Origin of the sequence: Myxococcus sp. CA023, from assembly GCF_010998615.1 — a bacterium.
Lineage (GTDB): Bacteria > Myxococcota > Myxococcia > Myxococcales > Myxococcaceae > Myxococcus.
The window spans coordinates 34,672-55,580 of sequence record NZ_JAAEAH010000033.1 but is presented as its reverse complement, the minus strand read 5'-3'; the positions used below and the strand labels follow the sequence as shown (position 1 = coordinate 55,580).

Here is a 20,909-nt window from a genome sequence, read left to right as displayed (position 1 = left end):
ATTGAGACTCGTATACGCTCTGGGGGCCCCTGTGATGATGCCCCCCTTGCCCGTTCGAGCCCTGGCCGCGGCCATCCTGCTCTGGAGTCTTGCCGCGTCCGCCGAGCCCTGGAACGGTACGGAGCCGGGCACGACGACGCTCCAGCAGGTCCTGCTCTCGTTTGGCCCGCCCACCCGGCAGGTCCACGAGGACGGCGCGGTGGTGCTGACGTACCAGCGCAAGGCCGCGCCGGGAGGCACGCGGAGCACGCGCTTCCACTTCGACGCCCGGCAGGGCGTGCTGCGCCGCATCGAGGTGGTGCCCACGAAGCCGCCGACGCAGGCGGGGCTCGTCGCGCTGTACGGCCCCGCGTGTGGCGCGGCGAAGGCATCCGAGGGCAGCCCGGACTGTCACGAGGAGGAAGCCGCGCCCGCGCGCCAGCGCTGGTGGCACTACCGCGCGCGCGGGCTGAGCGTGCTCCTCGACAAGCAGCGGCGCGTGAAGTCGATGCGCTACACCGAGCCCCTGGCCTCCGCGAGCCCGCCCCCGGCACGCGGCTCCATGGCTTCGGCCGGGAGTGAAGGCACCACCGTGCCGGCCGCGGCGGCGGCGCTCGATGTCCCGAGGGCGGCGCCCGCCACGGGGACGCTGCCGCCCGACACGGACTCCGCCTCCGGGCTCGCCACCGCCGCCGTGGACCCGAGCGGGGCCGGTGCGCCTGACGGTTTCGAGGACCTGCTGGACGCTCCCGCTCCCGCTCCCGCGCCTCGGCCGGCCGGTACATCGGGCGCCATCGTGGAGGGCTGGCAGGGCCCGGAGGGCGAGGCCGCGGACCCCTGGCATGAGACGGCGCAGGAGCGTCAGCAGGACGTGCTCGCGGTGGGCGGCATCTACTTCCAGCGAGCGGAGCTGACGGGGCTGCGCTCCCAGGGGAAGACGTCGTACCAGCCCGTCCTGCCCGCGCTCGCGGACATCTACCTGGACGCGACGCCGTCGAAGCACGTGCGCGGCTTCATGATGGGGCGGCTGGCGTATGACCCGCTGTCCACGGAGGCGAACGGACCCGCCGCCGTGCTGGGCCAGATGTGGCTGAAGTTCGACGTCGCCCAGCGGCTGTTCGTCACCGCCGGGCGCCAGGAGATTCGCTGGGGCAGCTCGCAAATCTGGAACCCGACCGACTTCCTGCAGGCGCCCAACCCGGATCCGCTCAACATCTTCGACCTGCGCACGGGCGTCGACATGGTCCGCCTCACGGTGCCGTGGGAGGCCATGGCCGCCAACCTGTCGCTCCTGGGTACCGCCAACGTGGAGGACGTCAGCGAGGACCTCCGGCGGGTGCGCTACGGCGGTGGCGTGCGCGCGGAGATGGCGGTGGGCACGGGCGAAATCGCCGCGACGGCGGTGTTCGACCAGTCGCGCCGGCCCCGGTACGGCCTGGACGCGACGATGGCGCTGGGCCTGCTGGACTTCAACGCCGAGGTGGCCTGGGTGGGCGACGGCAACACGCGGCTCTGGGCCCGCGATGGCGACAGCTTCGTGGAGCGCACGCTGGAGGGACGCAAGCTGCTGGTCAGCGCGGGCGTTTCGGCCACGTTCAACTTCGCCGAGCTCTACCGCGCCGTCATCCGGGTGGAGGGCTTCCACAACCCGCTGGGCTACGACGACCGCGCCTTCCTGCCCTGGCTGAGTTCGCAGGGGGACTTCCGGCCGCTCTTCCATGGCCGCTACTACGCCCTGGGGCAGGTCAACATCGGCCGGCGCGGCGTGTCCCAGATGTCGCTCATCTTCACCACCATCGCCAACGTGCAGGATGCGTCGTACCTGTCACGGCTGGCCTTCAACTCCTCGCCCTTCGACATCCGGGACATCTTCGTCCAGACCTTCGTCGAGGTGCCCTACGGCGAACGTGGCAGCGAGTTCCGCTTCGAGAGCCTCCCCGCGGACCCCACCGTTTCCGGTTCGGGGCTGGGCGTCTTCCGCGCGGGCGTGAGCCTCTACGTTCGCATCTAGCCCACCGGGCCTTCCGGAATCCGACTTCATGACCTCGCGATCCGACTCCGACTCCCTCGCCGCTGCGAAGCGCGAGCAACTGCGCAAGTTGCTGGAGCAGCGCAAGAACCCCAGCACGGGGAGCGCCGCGCCCTCCTCGCCACAACGGAACGTGGTGGGCCCCTCGCGCCGCCCGGCGGGGACGACCGACGTGCTGTCGCCCGCGCAGGAGCGTATGTGGTTCCTGCACCAGCTCCGCCCGGACACCGCGACCTACGTGGTGCCATGGGCCGCGATGCTGGAGTCCCCGGTGGACGCAGGCGCGCTCGACGCGGCGCTGCGAGCCCTGCTGTCGCGCCATCCCCTGCTGCGAGCCCGCTTCCCCGCCGAGGGCGGCCGTCCCCAGGTGCGCTACCTGGACCTGCCCGAGCGCGTCCTCGACGTGGAGGATGCGACGGGCGCGAGCGAGGCCCAGCTGTCGCGCAGGCTGCGCGAAGAAGCCTCCCGGCCGTTCGACCTGGAGCAGGGGCCGCTGTACCGCTTCCGGCTGCTGAACCTCTCCAGCCAGCGGCAGGTGCTGGTCCTGGTGTTCCACCACCTCGTCACCGACGGCGCGTCCATCAACGTGTTGATGCGCGAGCTGGGTGTGCTTCATGCCGCGCACGCCCGTGGTGAAGTCCCCGCGCTGACGGCGCTCCCGCTGGAGTACGCGGATGCCGCCGCCTGGCAGCACACGCCCGACGCCGCCGCGAATGAACCGGAGCTGATTGCCTTCTGGAAGCGGCAGCTCGAAGGCGCCGTGCAGGGGTTGGAGCTGCCCACCGACAAGCCTCGGCCCGCCCGGCGGTCGGACCGGGGGGCGCTGACGGAGCGCATCGCCCTCCCCTCCTCGCTCACGGGAGCGCTGCGCGCCTTCAGCCGGGAACGGCAGGTGTCGCCGTTCATGACGCTGTACGCGGCCTTCGCGGCGCTGCTGTACCGGTACTCGCGGCAGGACGACTTCTGCGTCGGCACGCCGGTCTCCGGGCGCACGCACGCGTCCCTGGAGGGGCTGGTCGGCCTGTTCGTCAACACGGTGGTGCTGCGCACGCGCGTCACCGCGGCGGATGCCTTCACCGCGCTGCTCGACCAGGTTCGCGCCACCACGCTGGATGCGCTGGGCCACCAGGCCCTTCCTTTCGAGCGGTTGGTGCAGGCCCTGGGCGTGGAGCGGAGCCTCAGCCACTCCCCGCTGTTCCAGGTGATGTTCGACCTGTACCGCGTGGAGCATTCCCTGGCAGGCGCCTTCCCGGAGGCCCGCGACCTCCCCATGGACACGGGCGCGTGCGAGTTCGACCTGCACGTCACGCTCTTCGAGAGCGCATCCGGCTTCGAGCTGTTCGCCCGCTACAGCACCGACCTCTTCGAGGCCGCCACGGTGCGACGGATGCTGGGCCACTATCTCCAGCTCCTCACGCATGCGCTGCGCGCGCCGGACACGCGCGTGGATGCGCTGTCGCTGCTGCCTGATGCGGAGCGCGCCCGCGTGCTGGCGGATTCGAACCCGCCGCGCCGGCCCTTCCCGCTGGAAGCCGCCTTCCCCGAGCACTTCTCCGCCCAGGCCGCGCGCACGCCGGACCAGGTGGCCCTGGCGTCCTCCAGCGCTCGGTGGACGTATGCGGAGCTGGAAGCCCACACCAACCGCGCCGCGCGACGGTTGGTGGCCCAGGGTGTCGGCCTGGAGTCCGTGGTGGCCGTGCTCGGGCGCCGCAGCGAAGCCACCGTGCGCGCGCTGATGTCGATTCACAAGGCGGGGGGCGCGTACCTTCCGCTGGACGCGCAACTCCCCGCGGCTCGGCTGGCCCGACTCCTGGAGGAGAGCCGCGCGCCATTCGTGCTTCCGCTGGGCACGGACGAGGCCTTGCTGGCGGAGGTGCTCGCGGGCGTGCCCGAAGCCCGGCGGCCTCGGGTGCTGTCGCTGGAGGGACTCGAGTCGCAGAGCGCGGAGCGGCTGTCGCCACGTGCCACGCCGGACTCGCTGGCCTACGTCCTCTTCACCTCCGGCTCCACCGGCACGCCCAAGGGCGTCATGGTGGACCACCGCGGCATGCTCAACCACCTGCTGGGCATGCGCGAGGCGCTGGGCCTGGACGGGTATGACGTCGTGGCCCAGATTGCCGCGCTCAGCTTCGACATCTCCATCTGGCAGATGCTGGGCGCGCTGCCCGGTGGCGGCACCACGTACCTCATCGAAGACGACGTGATGAGGGATCCGCCCCGGCTCGCCGACGCGCTGGAGCAGGGCCGCGCCACCGTCATGGAGATGGTGCCCTCCGTCCTCCAGGCCATCCTGGAGGGCGCTCGTCCGGAGCAGGACTTCCCGGACATGCGCTGGGTGGTGCTCGGCGGCGAGCCCGTGCCGCCCGCACTGTGCCGGACCTGGCTGGAGCGCTGCCCGGGCTGCCGGATGGCGGACGCCTACGGCCCGACGGAGAGCTCGGACGTCGCCAGCCTCCACTTCATCAACGAGGCCCCCGAAGGCAGCTTCACCCCCATTGGCACGCCCAAGGCCAACATGGAGGTGTACGTGCTGGACGACGCCCTCCAGCCTGTTCCGGTCGGCGTCGTGGGCGAGTTGTACCTGGGTGGCCTGGGCGTGGCCCGTGGGTACGTGGGACACGCGGACCTCACCGCCGAGCGCTTCGTTCCGCACCCTTTCAGCGCCACGCCGGGCGCACGCCTCTACCGCTCGGGAGACCTGGGGCGCTGGTTGCCGGACGGCGTGCTCCAGTTCGTCTCTCGCGCCGACCTTCAGGTGAAGGTGCGCGGCATGCGCATCGAATTGGGCGAAGTCGAAGCCGCCCTCGCCTCGCTCCCCGGCGTCCGCTCCGCCGCTGTCACCGTCCAGCGACGCGGGCCCTCCGACTCCTGGCTCGCCGCCTGGGTCGTCCCCGCTTCTCCCGACGCCGACGTCCACTCCCTTCAGGCCGCCCTCGCTCGTCTCCTCCCGGCCTTCATGCTTCCCTCTCGCTGGGTCCTTCGGGCCCAGCTTCCGCTCACCTCCACCGGCAAGCTCGACCGCAAGGCCCTCGCCGCGCTTCCTCTCGACGAGGCCCCTTCCCTCTCCGAAGGTGGGCCTCCTCGCGGGCCCCTGGAAGAGCTGCTTGCTCAGCTCTTCTGCCAGGTCCTCGGCATCGAGCGCATCGAGCGGGAGGCCAGCTTCTTCCACCTCGGTGGCCATTCGCTCTCCGCCACCCGGCTGGTGGCCCGCGTCCGACACTCCCTGGGCGTTCAACTCCCCCTCTCCTCCCTCTTCACCTCCCCTTCCGTCGCGGGCCTCGCGCTGGAAGTCGCTTCGCTTCAGCGCGACGTCTCCTCGCTTCCTCCCCCGACGCCTTCTGACTCGGCTCCTTCGCTCTCCCAGGCTCAGGAGCGGCTCTGGTTCATCCATCAGCTCCAGCCGGGCTCGGGCGCCTACCACATCCCCCAGGCCGTCGAGCTTCGCGGGACGGTGAGCGCCGACGCGCTGGATGCGGCGGTGCGGTGGCTGCTGGAACGCCATCCCGTGCTTCGCACCACCGTGGTGCCACAGCAGGGCCAGGCGCGCGTCGAGGTGTCCTCCGTTCCCGCGCGTGTGCTTCAAATGGAAGCGCTGCGCGCGGCCCCCGAGGCACTGCAGCTTCGGATTCAGCAGGAGTCGTGGCGGCCCTTCTCGCTGGAGCAGGGACCGCTGTACCGCTTTCTGCTGCTCGACGTAGGGGCGGACCGGCACGTGCTGCTGGCCGTGTTCCATCACCTGGTGGTGGACGGTCTCTCGCTGGACATCCTGCTGCGCGAGCTGGGTGAAGCGTATGCCGCCTTCCAGCAGGGTCATGCGCCCACGCTGGCCCCGGTGGCGCTGCACTACGCGGACGTGGCCAGTTGGCAGCGCTCCGAGCCTGTCCATGCGCGCGACACGGCCCAGCTCGACTACTGGAAGCAGCGGCTCTCCGGCACGCCGGGGCTTCTCCAGCTTCCCACCGACAAGCCGCGCCCCGCCGTCCTCACGCACCAGGGCGCCTCCACGGGGACCCAGGCACTGCCTGCCGCGCTGACGGACACTGTGCAGCGCGCTTGCCGTGAACACGAAGCCACGCCGTTCATGGTGCTCTACGCCGCGTTCGCCGCGCTGCTGTACCGCTACTCCCAGCAGGACGACTTCTGCGTCGGCACGCCCGTCTCCGGCCGCACCCACCCTTCGCTCGAAGGTGTCGTCGGTCTGCTCGCCAACACCATGCCTCTGCGCACGCAGGTGGATGCGTCCACCTCCTTCGCTTCGCTCATTGCCCAGGTCCGCTCCACCACGCTGGATGCGCTCTCGCATCAGGACGTGCCCTTCGAGCAACTGGTCCATGCGCTCGGCGTAGAGCGCAGCCTCAGTCATTCGCCCCTGTACCAGGTGATGTTCGACCTGCACCGGGTGCAAGGTTCGCTCGCGGATGCATTCGCGGGGCTGGATGCGCGTCCGGTCCCCGTCGACATTCGCGCCAGCCCGTTCGACCTCGCGTTGAGCGTCATCGAGCAGGCAGGGAGCTTCGAGCTCTTCCTCCGCTACAGCGGCGAACTGTTCGAGCCGGAGACCGCTCGACGGATGTTGGAGCACTATCAGCGTCTGCTCACCCAGGCGCTGGCCGAACCGCATCTGCCGCTGTCGCGGCTGTCCTTGCTGTCGTCCGACGAGCAGGCGCTGGTGCTTCGCCACGCCCGTCCCGCGCCGCTGGCTTTCGACCTGGACACCTGCCTGCCTGAGCGCATCAGCGCCCATGCGCGCAACACGCCCGAACGGCTGGCGCTTGCCTCCGCCGACGCGCAGTGGACCTACGCGCAACTGGAGGCCCTGAGCCTTCGCGCCGCGCGCACGCTGCGCGCCCAGGGCGTTGGGCACGAGTCCGTGGTGGCCGTCCTCGGCCGCCGCTCCGAGGCCACCGTTCGCGCGCTGCTGTCGCTGCACAAGGCTGGTGCCGCCTACCTCCCGCTGGACGCGCAACTGCCCGCGGCGCGCCTCGCACGGCTGCTGCTGGAGAGCCGCGCGCCCTTCGTCCTTCCCCTGGGCCCTGTCGAGGCGATGCTCACCGAGGTGCTCGCGGAGATACCGCTCGAGCATCGACCGCGCGTGCTGACGCTCCAGAACCTGGACGCCGAGTCTGACGCGCCGCTGCCTTCCTTCACGACGCCGGACTCGCTGGCCTACGTCCTCTTCACCTCCGGATCCACCGGCACGCCCAAGGGCGTCATGGTGGACCACCGCGGCATGCTCAACCACCTGCTGGGCATGCAGCACTCGCTGCAACTTGGCGCGTCCGACGTGCTCGCGCAGACGGCGCCTCTCTCCTTTGACATCTCCATCTGGCAGATGCTGGGAGCGCTGGCCGCCGGAGGGACGACCTCCGTCGTGGATGATGACGTGGTGCGTGAGCCCGCCCGGCTCACCGCGGCCTTGCAGCAAGCGGGGGCCACCACCGTGGAGCTGGTGCCCTCGCTGCTCCAGGCCCTGCTCGAAGAGCCTGGAGAAGCGCCGCTGCCCGCCCTTCGCCAGATGCTCACCATTGGCGAGGCCCTTCCGCCTTCGACCTGCCGTGCGTGGTTCGAGCGCCACCCCGGCCTGCCACTGGTCAACGCCTACGGCCCCGCCGAGTGCGCGGACACCGCCACCCTATGGCGCATGCACGCACCGCCCGCGAGCGCCAGCACGCCCATCGGCACGCCCAAGGCCAACATGGAGGTGTACGTCCTGGACGACGCGCTCCAGCCGCTGCCTCCGGGTGTCCCGGGTGAGCTCTACATCGGCGGCACGGGCGTCGGTCGCGGCTACGTGGGACGCGCGGACCTCACCGCCGAGCGCTTCATCCCGCATCCCTTCAGCACCATGCCGGGCGCCCGCCTCTACCGGACGGGAGACCGGGGCCGCTGGAATGCCGACGGAACACTGGGCTTCCTGGGCCGCGTCGACTTCCAGGTGAAGGTGCGCGGCATGCGCATCGAGCTGGGCGAGGTCGAAGCCGCCCTCGCCTCGCTCCCCGGCGTCCGCTCCGCCGCTGTCACCGTCCAGCGACGCGGGCCCTCCGACTCCTGGCTCGCCGCCTGGGTCGTCCCCGCTTCTCCCGACGCCGACGTCCACTCCCTTCAGGCCGCCCTCGCTCGTCTCCTCCCGGCCTTCATGCTTCCCTCTCGCTGGGTCCTTCGGGCCCAGCTTCCGCTCACCTCCACCGGCAAGCTCGACCGCAAGGCCCTCGCCGCGCTTCCTCTCGACGAGGCCCCTTCCCTCTCCGAAGGTGGGCCTCCTCGCGGGCCCCTGGAAGAGCTGCTTGCTCAGCTCTTCTGCCAGGTCCTCGGCATCGAGCGCATCGAGCGGGAGGCCAGCTTCTTCCACCTCGGTGGCCATTCGCTCTCCGCCACCCGGCTGGTGGCCCGCGTCCGACACTCCCTGGGCGTTCAACTCCCCCTCTCCTCCCTCTTCACCTCCCCTTCCGTCGCGGGCCTCGCGCTGGAAGTCGCTTCGCTTCAGCGCGACGCCTCTTCCCTTCCGCCTCCGACGCCTTCTGACTCGGCGCCTTCGCTCTCCCAGGCTCAGGAGCGGCTCTGGTTCATCCATCAGCTCCAGCCGGACTCCGGAGCTCATGTCGTCGGACAGGCCGCGGAGTGGACGGGTTCGGTGGACGTGGCCGCGCTGGATGCGGCGGCGCGGTGGCTGCTGGAGCGCCATCCGGTGCTGCGCACCACCGTGTCCTCACGACAAGGTCAGCCGCAGGCGAGCGTGTCCCCGGTCCCCGCCAGCGTGCTCCAGGTGGAGCCCCTGGCGCCGGGTGCGGACGTCCAGGCCCGTCAGGCTCGACGCCTGACGGAAGAAGGCAATCGGCCGTTCGATGTGGAGCACGGTCCGCTGTATCGATTCCTGCTGCTCGAAGCCGAGCAAGCGCGGCATGTGCTGGTCGTCGTGTTCCACCATCTGGTGAGCGACGCGCTGTCCGCGGGCCTGCTCATGCGCGAACTGGGCGAGGCGTATGCCGCCTTCCAACAGGGCCATGCGCCCACGCTGGTCCCGGTGGCGTTGCACTACACAAACGTCGCCGCCTGGCAGCGCTCCGATCCTGTCCGCGCTCGCGACATGGCTCAGCTCGACTACTGGAAGCAGCGGCTCTCCGATGCGCCGGAGCTGCTTCAGCTCCCCTCCGACAAGCCGCGCCCCGCCGTCCTCACGCACCGGGGCGACAACACCGGCTACCACCCGTTGCCGTCGGCCCTCTCCGAGAGCCTGCGAGCGTTGTGCCGGCAACAGCAGGTCACGCCGTTCATGGTGCTGTACGCCGCGTTCGCCGCGCTGCTGTACCGCTACTCCCAGCAGGACGACTTCTGCGTCGGCACGCCCGTCTCCGGCCGCACCCATCCTTCACTCGAAGGCGTCGTGGGACTGCTCGCCAACACCGTGCCGCTGCGCACGCAAGTGGACGCATCCACCTCCTTCGCCTCGCTCCTTGCCCAGGTCCGCGCCACCACGCTGGACGCGCTCTCTCATCAGGACGTGCCCTTCGAGCAGTTGGTGCGCGCCGTGGGCGTAGAGCGAAGCCCAGGGCACGCGCCGCTCGTGCAGGTGATGTTCGACCTGCACCGCACCGAGCTGTCCGCAGCCAGTGGCTTCCATGCCCTGGGTGCACGGCGCGTCCCCATCGAAACGTGGACGTGCGAGGTCGACCTCTTCCTCACCGCCATCGAGGTGGGCGAGGGCTTCGAGGTCTACTTCCAGTACAGCACCGACCTGTTCGAGCCCGGCACCGTGGAGCGACTGCGCAACCACTACGTGCAGCTCCTGGCCCACGCGGTGGCCGCGCCTCGCACGTCCGTGGGTGAGTTGCCCCTGCTCTCCGCCACCGAACGCGAGCAGGTGCTCCAAGGCTTCAACGCCACCGAGCGCCCCTTCGACTCGGAGGGGACCATCGTGTCCCTCATCGAGGCCCAGGTGGCCCGCACGCCGGACGCGCCAGCGGTGGTGGCGCCGGAAGGCACGCTCACGTTCCGGGAGCTGCACGCCCGGGCATCGCGGCTCGCGGCGCACCTGTGCGCGGCGGGCGCGGGTCCCGAAGCCGTGGTGGGCCTGTGCCTGGAGCGCTCACTGGACGCAGTGGTGTCCCTGGTCGCCATCTTCATCAGTGGCGCGGGCTGCCTCCCCCTGGAGGCGTCGCATCCACCGGCTCGCCGCGCGGCGCTGCTGCGCCAGGCCCGTGCACGGCTCGTTGTCAGCCGCCCGGGACTCTTCGCTGGCGTGGAGCCTGGGGTTCCCCTCGTGTCGCCCGACGTGCGTGGAGACGTGGTGGCCGTCCCCCGCCCCCCGCGCGCCGAGCACCTCGCCTATCTGCTCTACACGTCCGGCTCCACTGGCGAACCCAAGGGCGTGGAGCTCACCCACCGCAACGTCGTCCACTGCTTCGCGGCATTCGACACGTACTACGCCACACAGCCGGGAGACTGCTGGGCGTCGTCGGGAAGCCTGTCCTTCGACATCCACCTGGAGGAGCTGCTCTTCAGCATCACCCGTGGCGCACGCACCGTGTTGCGCGAAGTGGGCCCCCTGGGCCTGGGCCGCGACATCCTCGGCCACGGCATCACCCACGTCGTCATCACTCCGTCCTCGCTGGCCACCGCGCTGGAGGAGCCCGGTGCGGCGGAGGCGTTCCGCTCGCTCAAGGTGCTCGTGACTGGCGGCGAGGTGCTGCCAGACCCGTTGGTGCGGCAGCTCGCGCTCACCCACACGCGGCTGGTCAACACCTATGGCCCCACGGAGACGAGCATCAACGTCGCAGCGGAAATCACGCTGCCCGACCGCCCCGTGCGCCTGGGCCGTCCGCTGGACCGGTGCCGTCTGTACGTCCTGGATGCGAACGGCGCTCCGGTGCCGCCGGGAGTCCCCGGCGAGCTCTACATCGGCGGTACCTGCCTGGGCCGTGGCTACCGCGACCGGCCGGACCTCACCGCCGAGCGATTCATCCCAGACGCCTTCTCCGGCAGGGAGGGTGGCCGCCTGTACCGCACGGGTGACCGGGTGCGGTGGAACGGTGATGGCTCGCTCGGCTTCCTGGGCCGCACCGACTTCCAGGTGAAGGTGCGCGGCGTCCGCGTGGAGTTGGAGGAAGTGGAGGCCGCCCTCCTGCGCCAGCCCGGTGTGAGGCAGGCATCGGTGGTGGTGCGCGGCACTCAGCGAGATGCACGCCTGGAGGCGTTCCTCGTTCTGGAAGGCACTGCTGCCGGCGTCGAGTCCCGGCTCCGCGAAGGACTGTCGCGCGCGCTGCCCGAGGCCCTGGTGCCCTCGCGCTTCACGGTGATGACCGCCCTGCCGATGACGACCAGTGGCAAGGTGGACCGCAAGGCACTGGCGGCCCTGCCCCTCCCGGACATCGAGCCGGAGGCCGCGCCCGAAGCGCGTCCCCGTGGCGCCGTCGAGGAACTGCTCGCCCTGCTGTTCTGCCAGGTGCTGGGCCTGCCGCAGGTGCGGCGCGAGGACGACTTCTTCCACATCGGAGGTCACTCGCTGGCCGCCACGCGGCTGGTGGCGCGCGTGCGACAGGCGTTCGACGTGGAGTTCCCACTCCAGGCGTTCTTCACCGAGCCCACCGTCGCGGGCCTCGCACGCGAGTTGGAGACGCGGCGTGACGGCGCGGCCCCGCTCCCCGCGCCCGTGCCGCGTCCAGCGGACGCCGCGTTGGTCCTGTCTCCCACGCAGGAGCGGCTGTGGTTCGTGCAGCAGCTCCATCCGGGCACCAGCGCCTATCACCTCGCGGAGGCGGTGGAGCTGGACGGCCCTCTGGACGCGGCGGCGATGGAAGACGCCTTGCGCTGGCTGGTGACGAGGCATCCGGTGCTGCGGCTCGCCGTGCCGGCGCGCGACGGCCTTCCGGCGCCCGTGCTGTGCCCCGTGCCTCCGCGCGTCCTGGAGGTGGAAGAAGCGCCGTCCGCGGCGCAGTGGGCCCGGGACGCGGTTCACGCATCCTTCGACCTGGCGCGCGGCCCGCTCTATCGTTTCCGGCTGCTGCGCACGGCGCCGGAGCAGCACGTCCTGCTACTCGCCTTCCATCACCTGGCGGTGGACGGGCTGTCGCTGGATGTCCTGGTGCGCGAGCTGGGCGAAGCCTACGCGGCGTTCCATCAACGCCGCACGCCCACGCTGCCGACGCCCCGGCTGGAGCATGCGGACATCGCCGCGTGGCTGCGCACCCCTCCTGCTCGCGAACGGGACGAGGCCCAGCTCACCTACTGGAAGCAGAAGCTCGAAGGCGTGCCCGGCCTGCTGCGGCTCACTCCGGACAAGCCTCGGCCCGCATCGCCACTGCTCACGGGCGCCATCACCCAGGGCCACGCCCTGTCCGCCGACACGGTGCGCGCGCTCCAGTCCTTCTGCCGCGAGCACCAGGCAACGCCGTACATGGTGCTGCTGTCCGCGTTCTCGGCGCTGCTCCACCGCTACTCCGGCCAGGAGGACTTCTGCGTCGGCACGCCTGTCTCCGGACGCACGCATCCAGCGCTGGAGGGGGTGGTCGGGCTGATGCTCAACACCGTGGCGCTGCGCACGCCCGTGGCGCCGGATGCGTCCTTCACCTCGCTGGTGGCCGGCGTGCGCGCCACCACGCTGGAAGCGCTGGCGCACCAGGATGTTCCGCTGGACCGGGTCGTCCAGGCGTTGGGTGTGGAGCGCTCCGCCGGGCACTCGCCGCTGTTCCAGGTGATGTTCGACCTGGTGCGCGCGGACCGCACGCTGGCGGACGCCTTCCCGGGACTGCGCGCCCGGCCGCTCCAGCCGGAGCTGCTCACCAGTCCGTTCGACCTGTCGCTGTGGGTCGCTGAATCCTCCACCGGCTATACGCTGGCGCTGCGCTACGGCACCGAGCTGTTCGAGGCCGCCACCGCGCAGCGGCTCATGGGCCATTACGTCCGGTTGCTCCAGCACGCGCTGGAAGCGCCGGACACCGCGGTGTCCGCGTTGGAGCTGCTGCCCGCGAGTGAGCGAGTGCACCTGCTCCGGACGTGGAACGACACTGGCGCGGACTTCCCGCGCGAGCACACCGTCCATGCGCTGTTCGAGGCCCAGGCCGCGCGCGCGCCGGATGCCCCCGCCGTCCTGCACGACGGGGACGTGATGACCTACGGCCAACTGGATGCACGTGCCAACCAGCTCGCGCGGCACCTGCGACGGATGGGCGTCCGGAGCCAGACGCTGGTGGGTCTGTGCCTCCGCCGTTCCGTGGACATGGTCGTGGCGGTGCTCGGCGTGCTGAAGGCGGGAGGCGCCTATGTTCCGATGGATGCGTCCCAGCCTCCCGCACGGCTGAGCTTCCTTCTGGATGACACCGGCGCGCCCGTGCTCGTCACCGAGGACGCGGTGGCGGACACGCTGCCCGTCTCGCAGGCGCTCGTGCTGTGCCTGGACTCCGAATGGGAGCGCACCGCCGGGCGTGAGTCGGACGCGCCGCTCGAAGCCGTCTCTTCGGCGGAGGACCTCGCCTACCTCATCTACACCTCAGGCAGCACCGGGCGGCCCAAGGGCGTCATGGTGGAGCACCAGGGCGTAGTGAACTACCTGCACTGGGCCCGGAAGGCGTATGCCGTCGACGACGGCGCGGGCGCCCCCGTTCATTCCTCACTGGCCTTCGACCTCACTGTCACCAGCCTGCTGCTGCCGCTCACCGCGGGCAGGCCCGTGACGCTCGTTCCGGAAGAGGACGGCGTGGAAGGCCTGGCCGCCGCGCTTCGCACAGGCGCGGACTTCAGCCTGGTGAAGCTGACGCCTGCCCACCTGCAGATGCTGGCCGCGCAGCTTTCGCCCGAGGCGCGCACGGGCCGTACCCGCGCCTTCGTCATCGGTGGCGAGGCGCTCACCTCCGCCACCGTGGAGCCCTGGCGGCAGCACGCGCCGGGCACGCGGCTCATCAACGAGTACGGCCCCACGGAGACGGTGGTGGGCTGCTGCGTCCACACCGTGGAGGCAGACACGCCGGTGGAAGGCGCGGTGCCCATTGGGCGTCCCATCGCCAACACGCGCCTCTATGTCCTGGACGCCGCCCTCAGGCCGGTGCCGGCGGGTATCCCTGGCGAGCTCTACATCGGGGGTGCAGGCGTCGCGCGTGGGTATTGGCGCAGGCCCGAGCTCACCGCCGAGCGCTTCGTGCCGGACCCGTTCTCCTCCGTTCCGGGCGCGCGGATGTACCGCACCGGCGACCGGGTGCGTCTGCGGCCGTCGGATGTGCTGGAGTACCTGGGCCGCGTGGACTTCCAGGTGAAGGTGCGTGGCCACCGCGTGGAGCCGGGCGAGGTGGAAGCCGCGCTCATCGAGCTGCCGGGTGTCGCCGCCGCGGTGGTGGTCCTCCGTGAGGACGGCACCACGGGCCCTCGGCTGGTGGGCTACGTCACCGGCCACGACGCGATGCCAGAGACGGAGCCCCTGCGCGCATCACTGGCACAGCGGCTGCCCGCCCACATGGTGCCCTCCGCGCTCGTCGCGCTGGCCCGGCTTCCGCTGACGGCCAATGGCAAGGTGGACCGGGAGGCACTGCCCGCGCCGGAAGCCCCCGTGGCTTCGGACGAGGACTTCGTTTCGCCGTCCACGCCCACCGAGCACGCCCTGGCCCAGCTCTGGGAGGAGCTGCTGGGCGTGCAGCGAGTGGGTGCCCGGGACGACTTCTTCGAGCTGGGAGGGCACTCGCTGCTGTCCGTCCAGCTCGCCTCGCGTGTCCGGGAGCGGTTGGGCGTCGAGCTGCCCGTGGCCACGCTGTTCGCCACGCCCACGCTGGCGGCGCTCGCGGCCCGTATCGATGCGTCCCCCAAGGTCGCGGAGCGTGTGGAGTCCATGCCCCAGACGCGGCCGGAGCGCATCCCCGCGTCGCTGGTGCAGGAGCGCCTCTGGTACGCGATGCAGCTCCCGGAGGCGCCGCCCTTCGTCGTCGTCGCCGCGCTGGTGCTCGACGGCACGCTGGACGTCGCGTGTCTGGAGACCGCCTTGGAGGCCGTGCTGGAGTGCAACGCCACGCTGCGCACCACCTTCCGACTGGAGCACGGAGCCGTCTTCACCCGGGAGCATCCCGTCACCCAGCCGGTGCTCGTCCAGACGGACCTGTCTCACCTGTCCGCCGCCGAGGCCCTGGACGCCGCGCGCGCCATCGCCACCCGGCATGACCGCGAGCCCTTCGCCGTGGACCAGGGCCCGCTGTACCGCTTCGAGCTGGCACGGCTGGACGCCAGTGGCACGCGTCATGTGCTCGTCGCGTCCATGAGCCATCTGGTCAACGACGGCATCGGAATGGGGGCCTTCCTGGAGGAACTCGCCCAGGCCTGGGCCGGAACCACGGCGCACGCGCGCACCACGCCGCTGATGCCTCCCGCGGCGCGGACGTATGCGGACTTCGCGCTCTGGCAGCGGAGCCCCGAGCACCTGCTCGAGGTGGACGCCGCCGTGGCCTCCTGGAAGGCCGCGCTGGCACACGCACCGTCCGTCCTCGACCTGCCGCTGGACTTCCCTCGCCGCGCGCCCGCGCTGAACGCGAACATGCGGCCGGAGCCCCTGTCCCTCAGCTCCGAGGCGATGACAGCGCTCCACGCGCTGGCCCGGCGCGAGGGCGTGTCTCCCTTCACCGCGGTGCTCGCGCTGATGCAGTTGTGGCTGCACCGCCTCAGCGCGCAGCCGCACGTCGTCGTCGCGTCACCCTTCTCGGGCCGCGTGCTGCCGGGCGCCGAGCGGCAGGTGGGCTACTTCGCCAACGTGCTGCCCCTGTGCACCGAGGTGGCGGGCACGTCGTCCTTCCGCGCGCTCCTGCGCCGCGCCTGGGACGTGGTGGGGCACGCCACGGCGAACCAGGAAGTCCCCTTCAAGCGCATCGCGGACGCGGTGCAGCCGGATGCGCCTCGCACCGCGCCGCCGCTGGCCCAGGCCCTGCTGCTGCTGGACAGCCCCGCGTCCCTGTCCTTCAACGGACTGGGCACCACCTACCTGGACGGCGAGAGCATCTTCCCCGCCTACGACGTGGTGCTGCACCTCATCGAACGCCCCGAGGGCGGAACGCTGGGCTTCCTCGCCACCGACAGCGCCCTCTTCACCTCCGCCACGGCACAGCGCATGGCCCGCGCCTTCGAGCAATTGCTCACCGAGGCCGTGCGCACACCAGACGCGCCGCTGGCCCGGCTGTCGCTGCTGTCCTCGAAGCAGCGCGCGCAGGTGCTGGCCACGTTGGACGGTGGTCCTCAGGACATTCCAGAGGGCGCCTGCATCCACACGCTCTTCGAGGCGCAGGTGCGCCGCTCGCCACAGGCCCCTGCCGTGGCCCATGGCGATTCGACGTGGAGCTACGCGGAGCTCAACGCCCGCGCCAACGCGCTGGCCGCACGCCTGCTCTCCCGGGGCATGCAGCCAGAAGAGCGCGTGGGCGTGGTGATGGAGCCCTCCAACCAGGGCATGGCCGCGCTGCTGGGCATCCTCAAGGCGGGCGGTACCTACGTCCCGCTGGACGCGGGGTGGCCGGAGCCTCGTAAGCGTTCGGTGCTGACGCGCTCAGGTGTGCAGCGGCTGTGGGTGGATGCCGAGGCGCTGGAGGCCCACGCGGGCCTGGTGCCCGACGTGGAGGTGCCGCCCCAGCCCGCGCACATCGCCGAGGACCTGGAGCCCGGTCCCCGGCACGTCGCGGCCTCGCAAGTGGCGTACATCGTCTTCACGTCCGGCTCCACCGGCGAGCCCAAGGGCGTCATGGTGGAGCACCGCAGCGTGGTGAACCACAACGTCGCCCTGGCCGCGCGCTTCGGCTTGCGCCCGGGCGACCGGATGCTCCAGTTCGCGCCGCTCAGCTTCGACGCGGCGGCGGAGGACCTCTACCCGCCGCTCGTGGTGGGCGCCACGGTGGTGATGCGCAGCGGACTGGTGCCCGCGCACGTCATGACGCCGTACCTGGAGGAGACGGACATCACCCTCATCAGCCTGCCCCCCACGTACATCGAGGAGTGGATTCGCCAGATGGAGTCCCACGGCCAGCGAGTGCCCGCGCGGCTGCGCCTGCTGGCGCCCGGTGGCGACGTGCTCAAGCGCGAGACGTATGAAGCCTGGGTGCGCGTGGGTGGTGGCCATGCACCGTGGCTCAACGTCTACGGCCCTACCGAGTGCACGATTACCTCCGCCACCTGTGACATCCCGGGCGCCGATGGACTGGGCACCGACGCCACGTTCCCCATCGGCCGGCCCATCTCTCGCGTGCGCATCCACCTGCTCGACGAGCACCTGGAGCCGGTGCTGCCAGGGCTGCCCGGACGCGTGTACATCGGCGGCGCGGCGCCGGCTCGGGGCTACCTGGGCGCTCCGGACATGACGGCCGAGCGATTCATCCCCGACCCCTTCGCCACCGAGCCCGGCGCGCGCATGTACCACACGGGTGACCTGGCCCGGATGCTGCCGGACGGGCGGCTGCGCTTCCTCGGCCGCGCGGACCATCAAATCAAGATTCGAGGCTTCCGCGTCGAGCTGGCCGAAATCGAGGCCTGCTTGCGCCAGTTCCCAGGCGTCGAGGAAGCCGTGGTGCTGGCGCGCGCCGGCGGCTCCGGACAGATGCAGCTCCAGGCGTTCCTCCAGGCACCGCCCAAGCATGTGCGCGCGGACGCACTGCGTGAGCACGTCGCGGCGCGGCTGCCGTCGTACATGGTGCCCGCGGCCCTCGTCGTCCTGGAGGCGCTGCCCATCAACGCCAACGGCAAGGTGGACCGGCAGGCGCTGCCGGACCTGTCCGCACAGCCCGCCGTGGCGCCCGCGCAGGAGACTCCGGGAGAGCACCTGGAGACGCCCTTCCGCACCACGCTGGAGATGGCGATGGAGCGGCTGTGGCGCGAGGTGCTGGGACGCACGGACGTCAGCGCGAGTGATGACTTCTTCCAGGTGGGCGGCGACTCCATCCTCGCGATGCGGCTGCTGAGCCGGCTGGAGGAGGAGCTGAGCGTGCCCGTCCCCCTGGCCACGCTCTTCCAGTACCCGGTGTTCCGTGAGACGGCCGATGCCGTGCACGAGCTGCTGGCCGAGGGGCCCCCGCGCTCCAGCGTGGTGTCCCTGTCCAGCAAGCAGACGCCGAAGTCCGCGCCGCCCTTCTTCATGTTCCACCCCGCCGACGGCGAGCTGCACTACTACCGGAACCTCACCCCGCTGCTGGAGCCCGGCCTGCGGTGCTACGGCGTCCAGGCCCCCGAGACGCAGTCGAAGCACGGCCACGCCACCTTCGACGCGCGCATCGCCGCGTACGTGCGGGACATCCAAGAGGTGCAGCCACACGGCCCCTACCGCTTCGCGGGCTACTCGTTCGGCGGTTACCCGGCGCTGGGCGTCGCGGCGGCGCTGGAGGCGCAGGGCGAAACCGTGGAGTTGCTGGCCCTGGTGGATGCCCTGCCCGCGGTGGAAGGGCCTCAGGGGTCGGCGGAGGACCCGGTGCGCTCCATGGCGGAGGAGTTCGGCGTCCTGGACGCCGCGCTGGAGGCGGAGCTGGCCCCGCTGGACGACGCCGCGCGCTGGGAGCGGGTGACGGCGCTGGGCCGCGAGCTGGGCATGCTGGCCCCTCACTCTCGCGCCGCCGACCTGCGCCGCATCTGGCACGTGCTGGGCGAGGTGCTGGTGCCGCAGGTGGTGGGCTGGAAGGTGCCGTCCGTGCGCGCCCGGGTGCAGCTCTTCACGAGCGCGCCGTCACGGGCCCTGCACGGGGACACGCTGGGATGGGAGCGGCACCTGACGCGCGAACAGCTCGACGTGGTGCCGCTGCCCAGTTCCCACTTCGGCACGCTCCAGCAGCCCTGTGTCCAGGAGCTGGCAAACCACCTCCTGGAGGTGCTGAAGCGGCAGGGAGGTTAATCAGCGCAGGCGGCTCTCCAGCCACGCCTTGGTGAAGATGTTGGCGTCCAGCGGCGCCAACACCACCTCGTCGTAGCGGACCACCATCTGCGTGCCTTCCTGCTCCTCCGTCTCCAGCACTTCCTTGTAGTGGAGGACATGCTTGCCGGAGAGCGGGTCCTTGATGCGCTGGTAGCTGCGCACGATGTCGGTGCGCAGCGTGCGGCCGGACGCGGTGTAGCCCACCTTCTTGACGATGTTGTTCTGCGGGTCCACCCAGATGCGCATCAGCGGGAACGTCACCTGGTCGTTCTTCGCCGTCAGCAGCAGCTTGCGGTACGCCACGCCGTTGACGGTGTCGTCGCCCTCGTCCTTGCCGGCGTAGTCCTCGGCCAGCCGCGAGCGGTCGAAGTCCGCCTCGCAGGTGAAGGTGTTGAGCAGGTTGGTACGCTGGGTGTTGCGGCGCCACGAGCCCGTCGTCGCCTCGTAGTCCCACAGGTTACGGCCGATGCGCAGCGTCCCCATGCCCGCGAGGTGCCGCGGCTTGGTGGAGAGGAAGAGCAAGTCGTTGTCGGCCTCGCGCCGGTAGACGTGGACCTCCATGGCCCGCTTGGCGCCATCCTTGCGCGTCTCATAGAGGCGGATGACGCCCTTGTAGTCGCTGGTGAAGGACATCTTCTCGTCGATGTGGCGCAACAGGGCATCGGGCGCCAGCTTGGGCTCGGCCTCCGCGAGCGCCACCGCCGGAAGCAGCAGGGTCCAGCCGAGCAACAGGACGGACAGCGGGCGTCGTGCGTTCATCACAAGGACTCCATGGCGGAACGAGGAGGAAGCGAAGCGGCCCGGAAAGCCGGGACGATGGAAGCCAGGCCCGCCCCCAGCGTCACCAGGAGCACCGCGGCCACCACATGCCCCAGGGTGGGCGCCAGCGGCAACGTGCCGCTGAAGAACAGGGTGGAGAGCGCGTCCGGCACTGGTAGCACGTCGCGCAGGAGCCCCCCCAGACCCGCCGCCATGCCAGCGCCCACGAGCGAGGCCGCCCACCCCACCAGCAGCCCCTCCAGCATGAAGGCGGCCACCAGCGAGCGGCGCTGCATGCCCATGGCTCGCAGCGTTCCAATCTCCCGCGTGCGCTCGCGGACCGACACGTTGAGCGAGACGAAGAGCCCCACCACCACGACGCCGAACACCACCGCGCCGACCAGCACCAGCAGCAGCCCCAATCCCTGGCCCACGAAGTCGAGGAAGGCCGCCTCGTCCTCCCAGGTGCTCACGTCCAGCTTCTGGCCCGCCCAGCCCTCGCGCAGCAGGGGCCCCAGCTTGTCGCCGTAGGCCTCGTGCGCGGGCGGCAGCACCTCATAGCCGGCCTTCTGGAGCGCGCCACGCAGCGTTCCCGCCAGGGGTTCCAGCTCCGTGCCGTCACCGCAGAGGAGCTGAATCACGCTGGCCGAGTCCGGACGGAAGCCATACAGCTCTCGCAGCATCGCGTTGGACACCAGCAACCCCGCGGACTCGCCCAGGACACCCGCGCGCTCCAGCAGGGCCACCACCTCCACGTCCACCGCGTTGCGCTTGCCGCCCGGCATCTGCACGAAGAGCGTGGCCAGCTCACCCACCTCCACCTGGAGCCGCTCCGCCAGCGACGTGGAAAGCGCCACCGTGCGTGGCTTCGCGAGGGCTTCCAGGGAGCCGGTGCGCACCCGGAAGCCCGCGTCGCCCTCGGCCGCGACATCCAGGCTCATCAGGTACGAGCGCACGCGGTGCCGTCCCGCGCCCGCGGTGGCCGAGCCCCGGCCTCGCTCGCGCACCGTGCACTCCGCGGGCACGTGCGGCTGGAGGACGGAGCGAACCCGCGAGGTGTCGCCCACCACGGGGAAGATGGAGTCGGGATGCTCCTTGAAGTAGCCCCCGACGTTGAGGTCGCCCGCGAGGAAGGTCCGCACCGCCTCGCGCTGCGCCCGGGCCACGCCCGCGCTCACGGACATCACGCCCACCAGCACGGCGCTGGCGCCCGCGAGCACGATGAGCAACAACAGACCCCGCTCACGGTGGGCCAGGAGATTTCGGAAGGCAATCTGGAGAAGTGCGCGCATCGGT

4 protein-coding genes are annotated in these 20,909 nt (G+C 71.1%); 2 read left to right on the top strand and 2 right to left on the bottom strand.

Features of this window, described 5'->3' with window-relative positions:
• Positions 1-34 precede the first annotated feature (34 nt).
• Together F8M74_RS16285 and F8M74_RS16280 are read left to right on the top strand one after the other, a co-directional pair.
• Positions 35-1,990 carry a hypothetical protein gene (locus tag F8M74_RS16285; RefSeq protein WP_228560421.1) on the top strand — a complete coding sequence of 652 codons (1,956 nt, stop codon included), beginning with the start codon at positions 35-37 and terminating at the stop codon, positions 1,988-1,990.
• A gap of 28 nt (positions 1,991-2,018) precedes the next feature.
• Positions 2,019-18,833, top strand: a complete 16,815-nt coding sequence (locus tag F8M74_RS16280; RefSeq protein WP_141255505.1) for a non-ribosomal peptide synthetase — start codon at positions 2,019-2,021, stop codon at positions 18,831-18,833.
• On the opposite strand, the gene F8M74_RS16275 is transcribed toward F8M74_RS16280, so the two are convergent.
• Both F8M74_RS16275 and F8M74_RS16270 read right to left on the bottom strand, forming a co-directional pair.
• Entirely contained in the window at positions 18,834-19,613 is a 780-nt protein-coding gene (locus F8M74_RS16275; RefSeq protein WP_216608476.1) for an outer membrane lipoprotein-sorting protein, read from the bottom strand.
• On the bottom strand, positions 19,613-20,905 hold the full coding sequence (locus F8M74_RS16270) for an ABC transporter permease (protein ID WP_162295010.1): 1,293 nt from the start codon (positions 20,903-20,905) through the stop codon (positions 19,613-19,615). Before F8M74_RS16270 ends, F8M74_RS16275 begins: the two co-directional genes overlap by 1 nt.
• Positions 20,906-20,909: the final 4 nt, after the last annotated feature.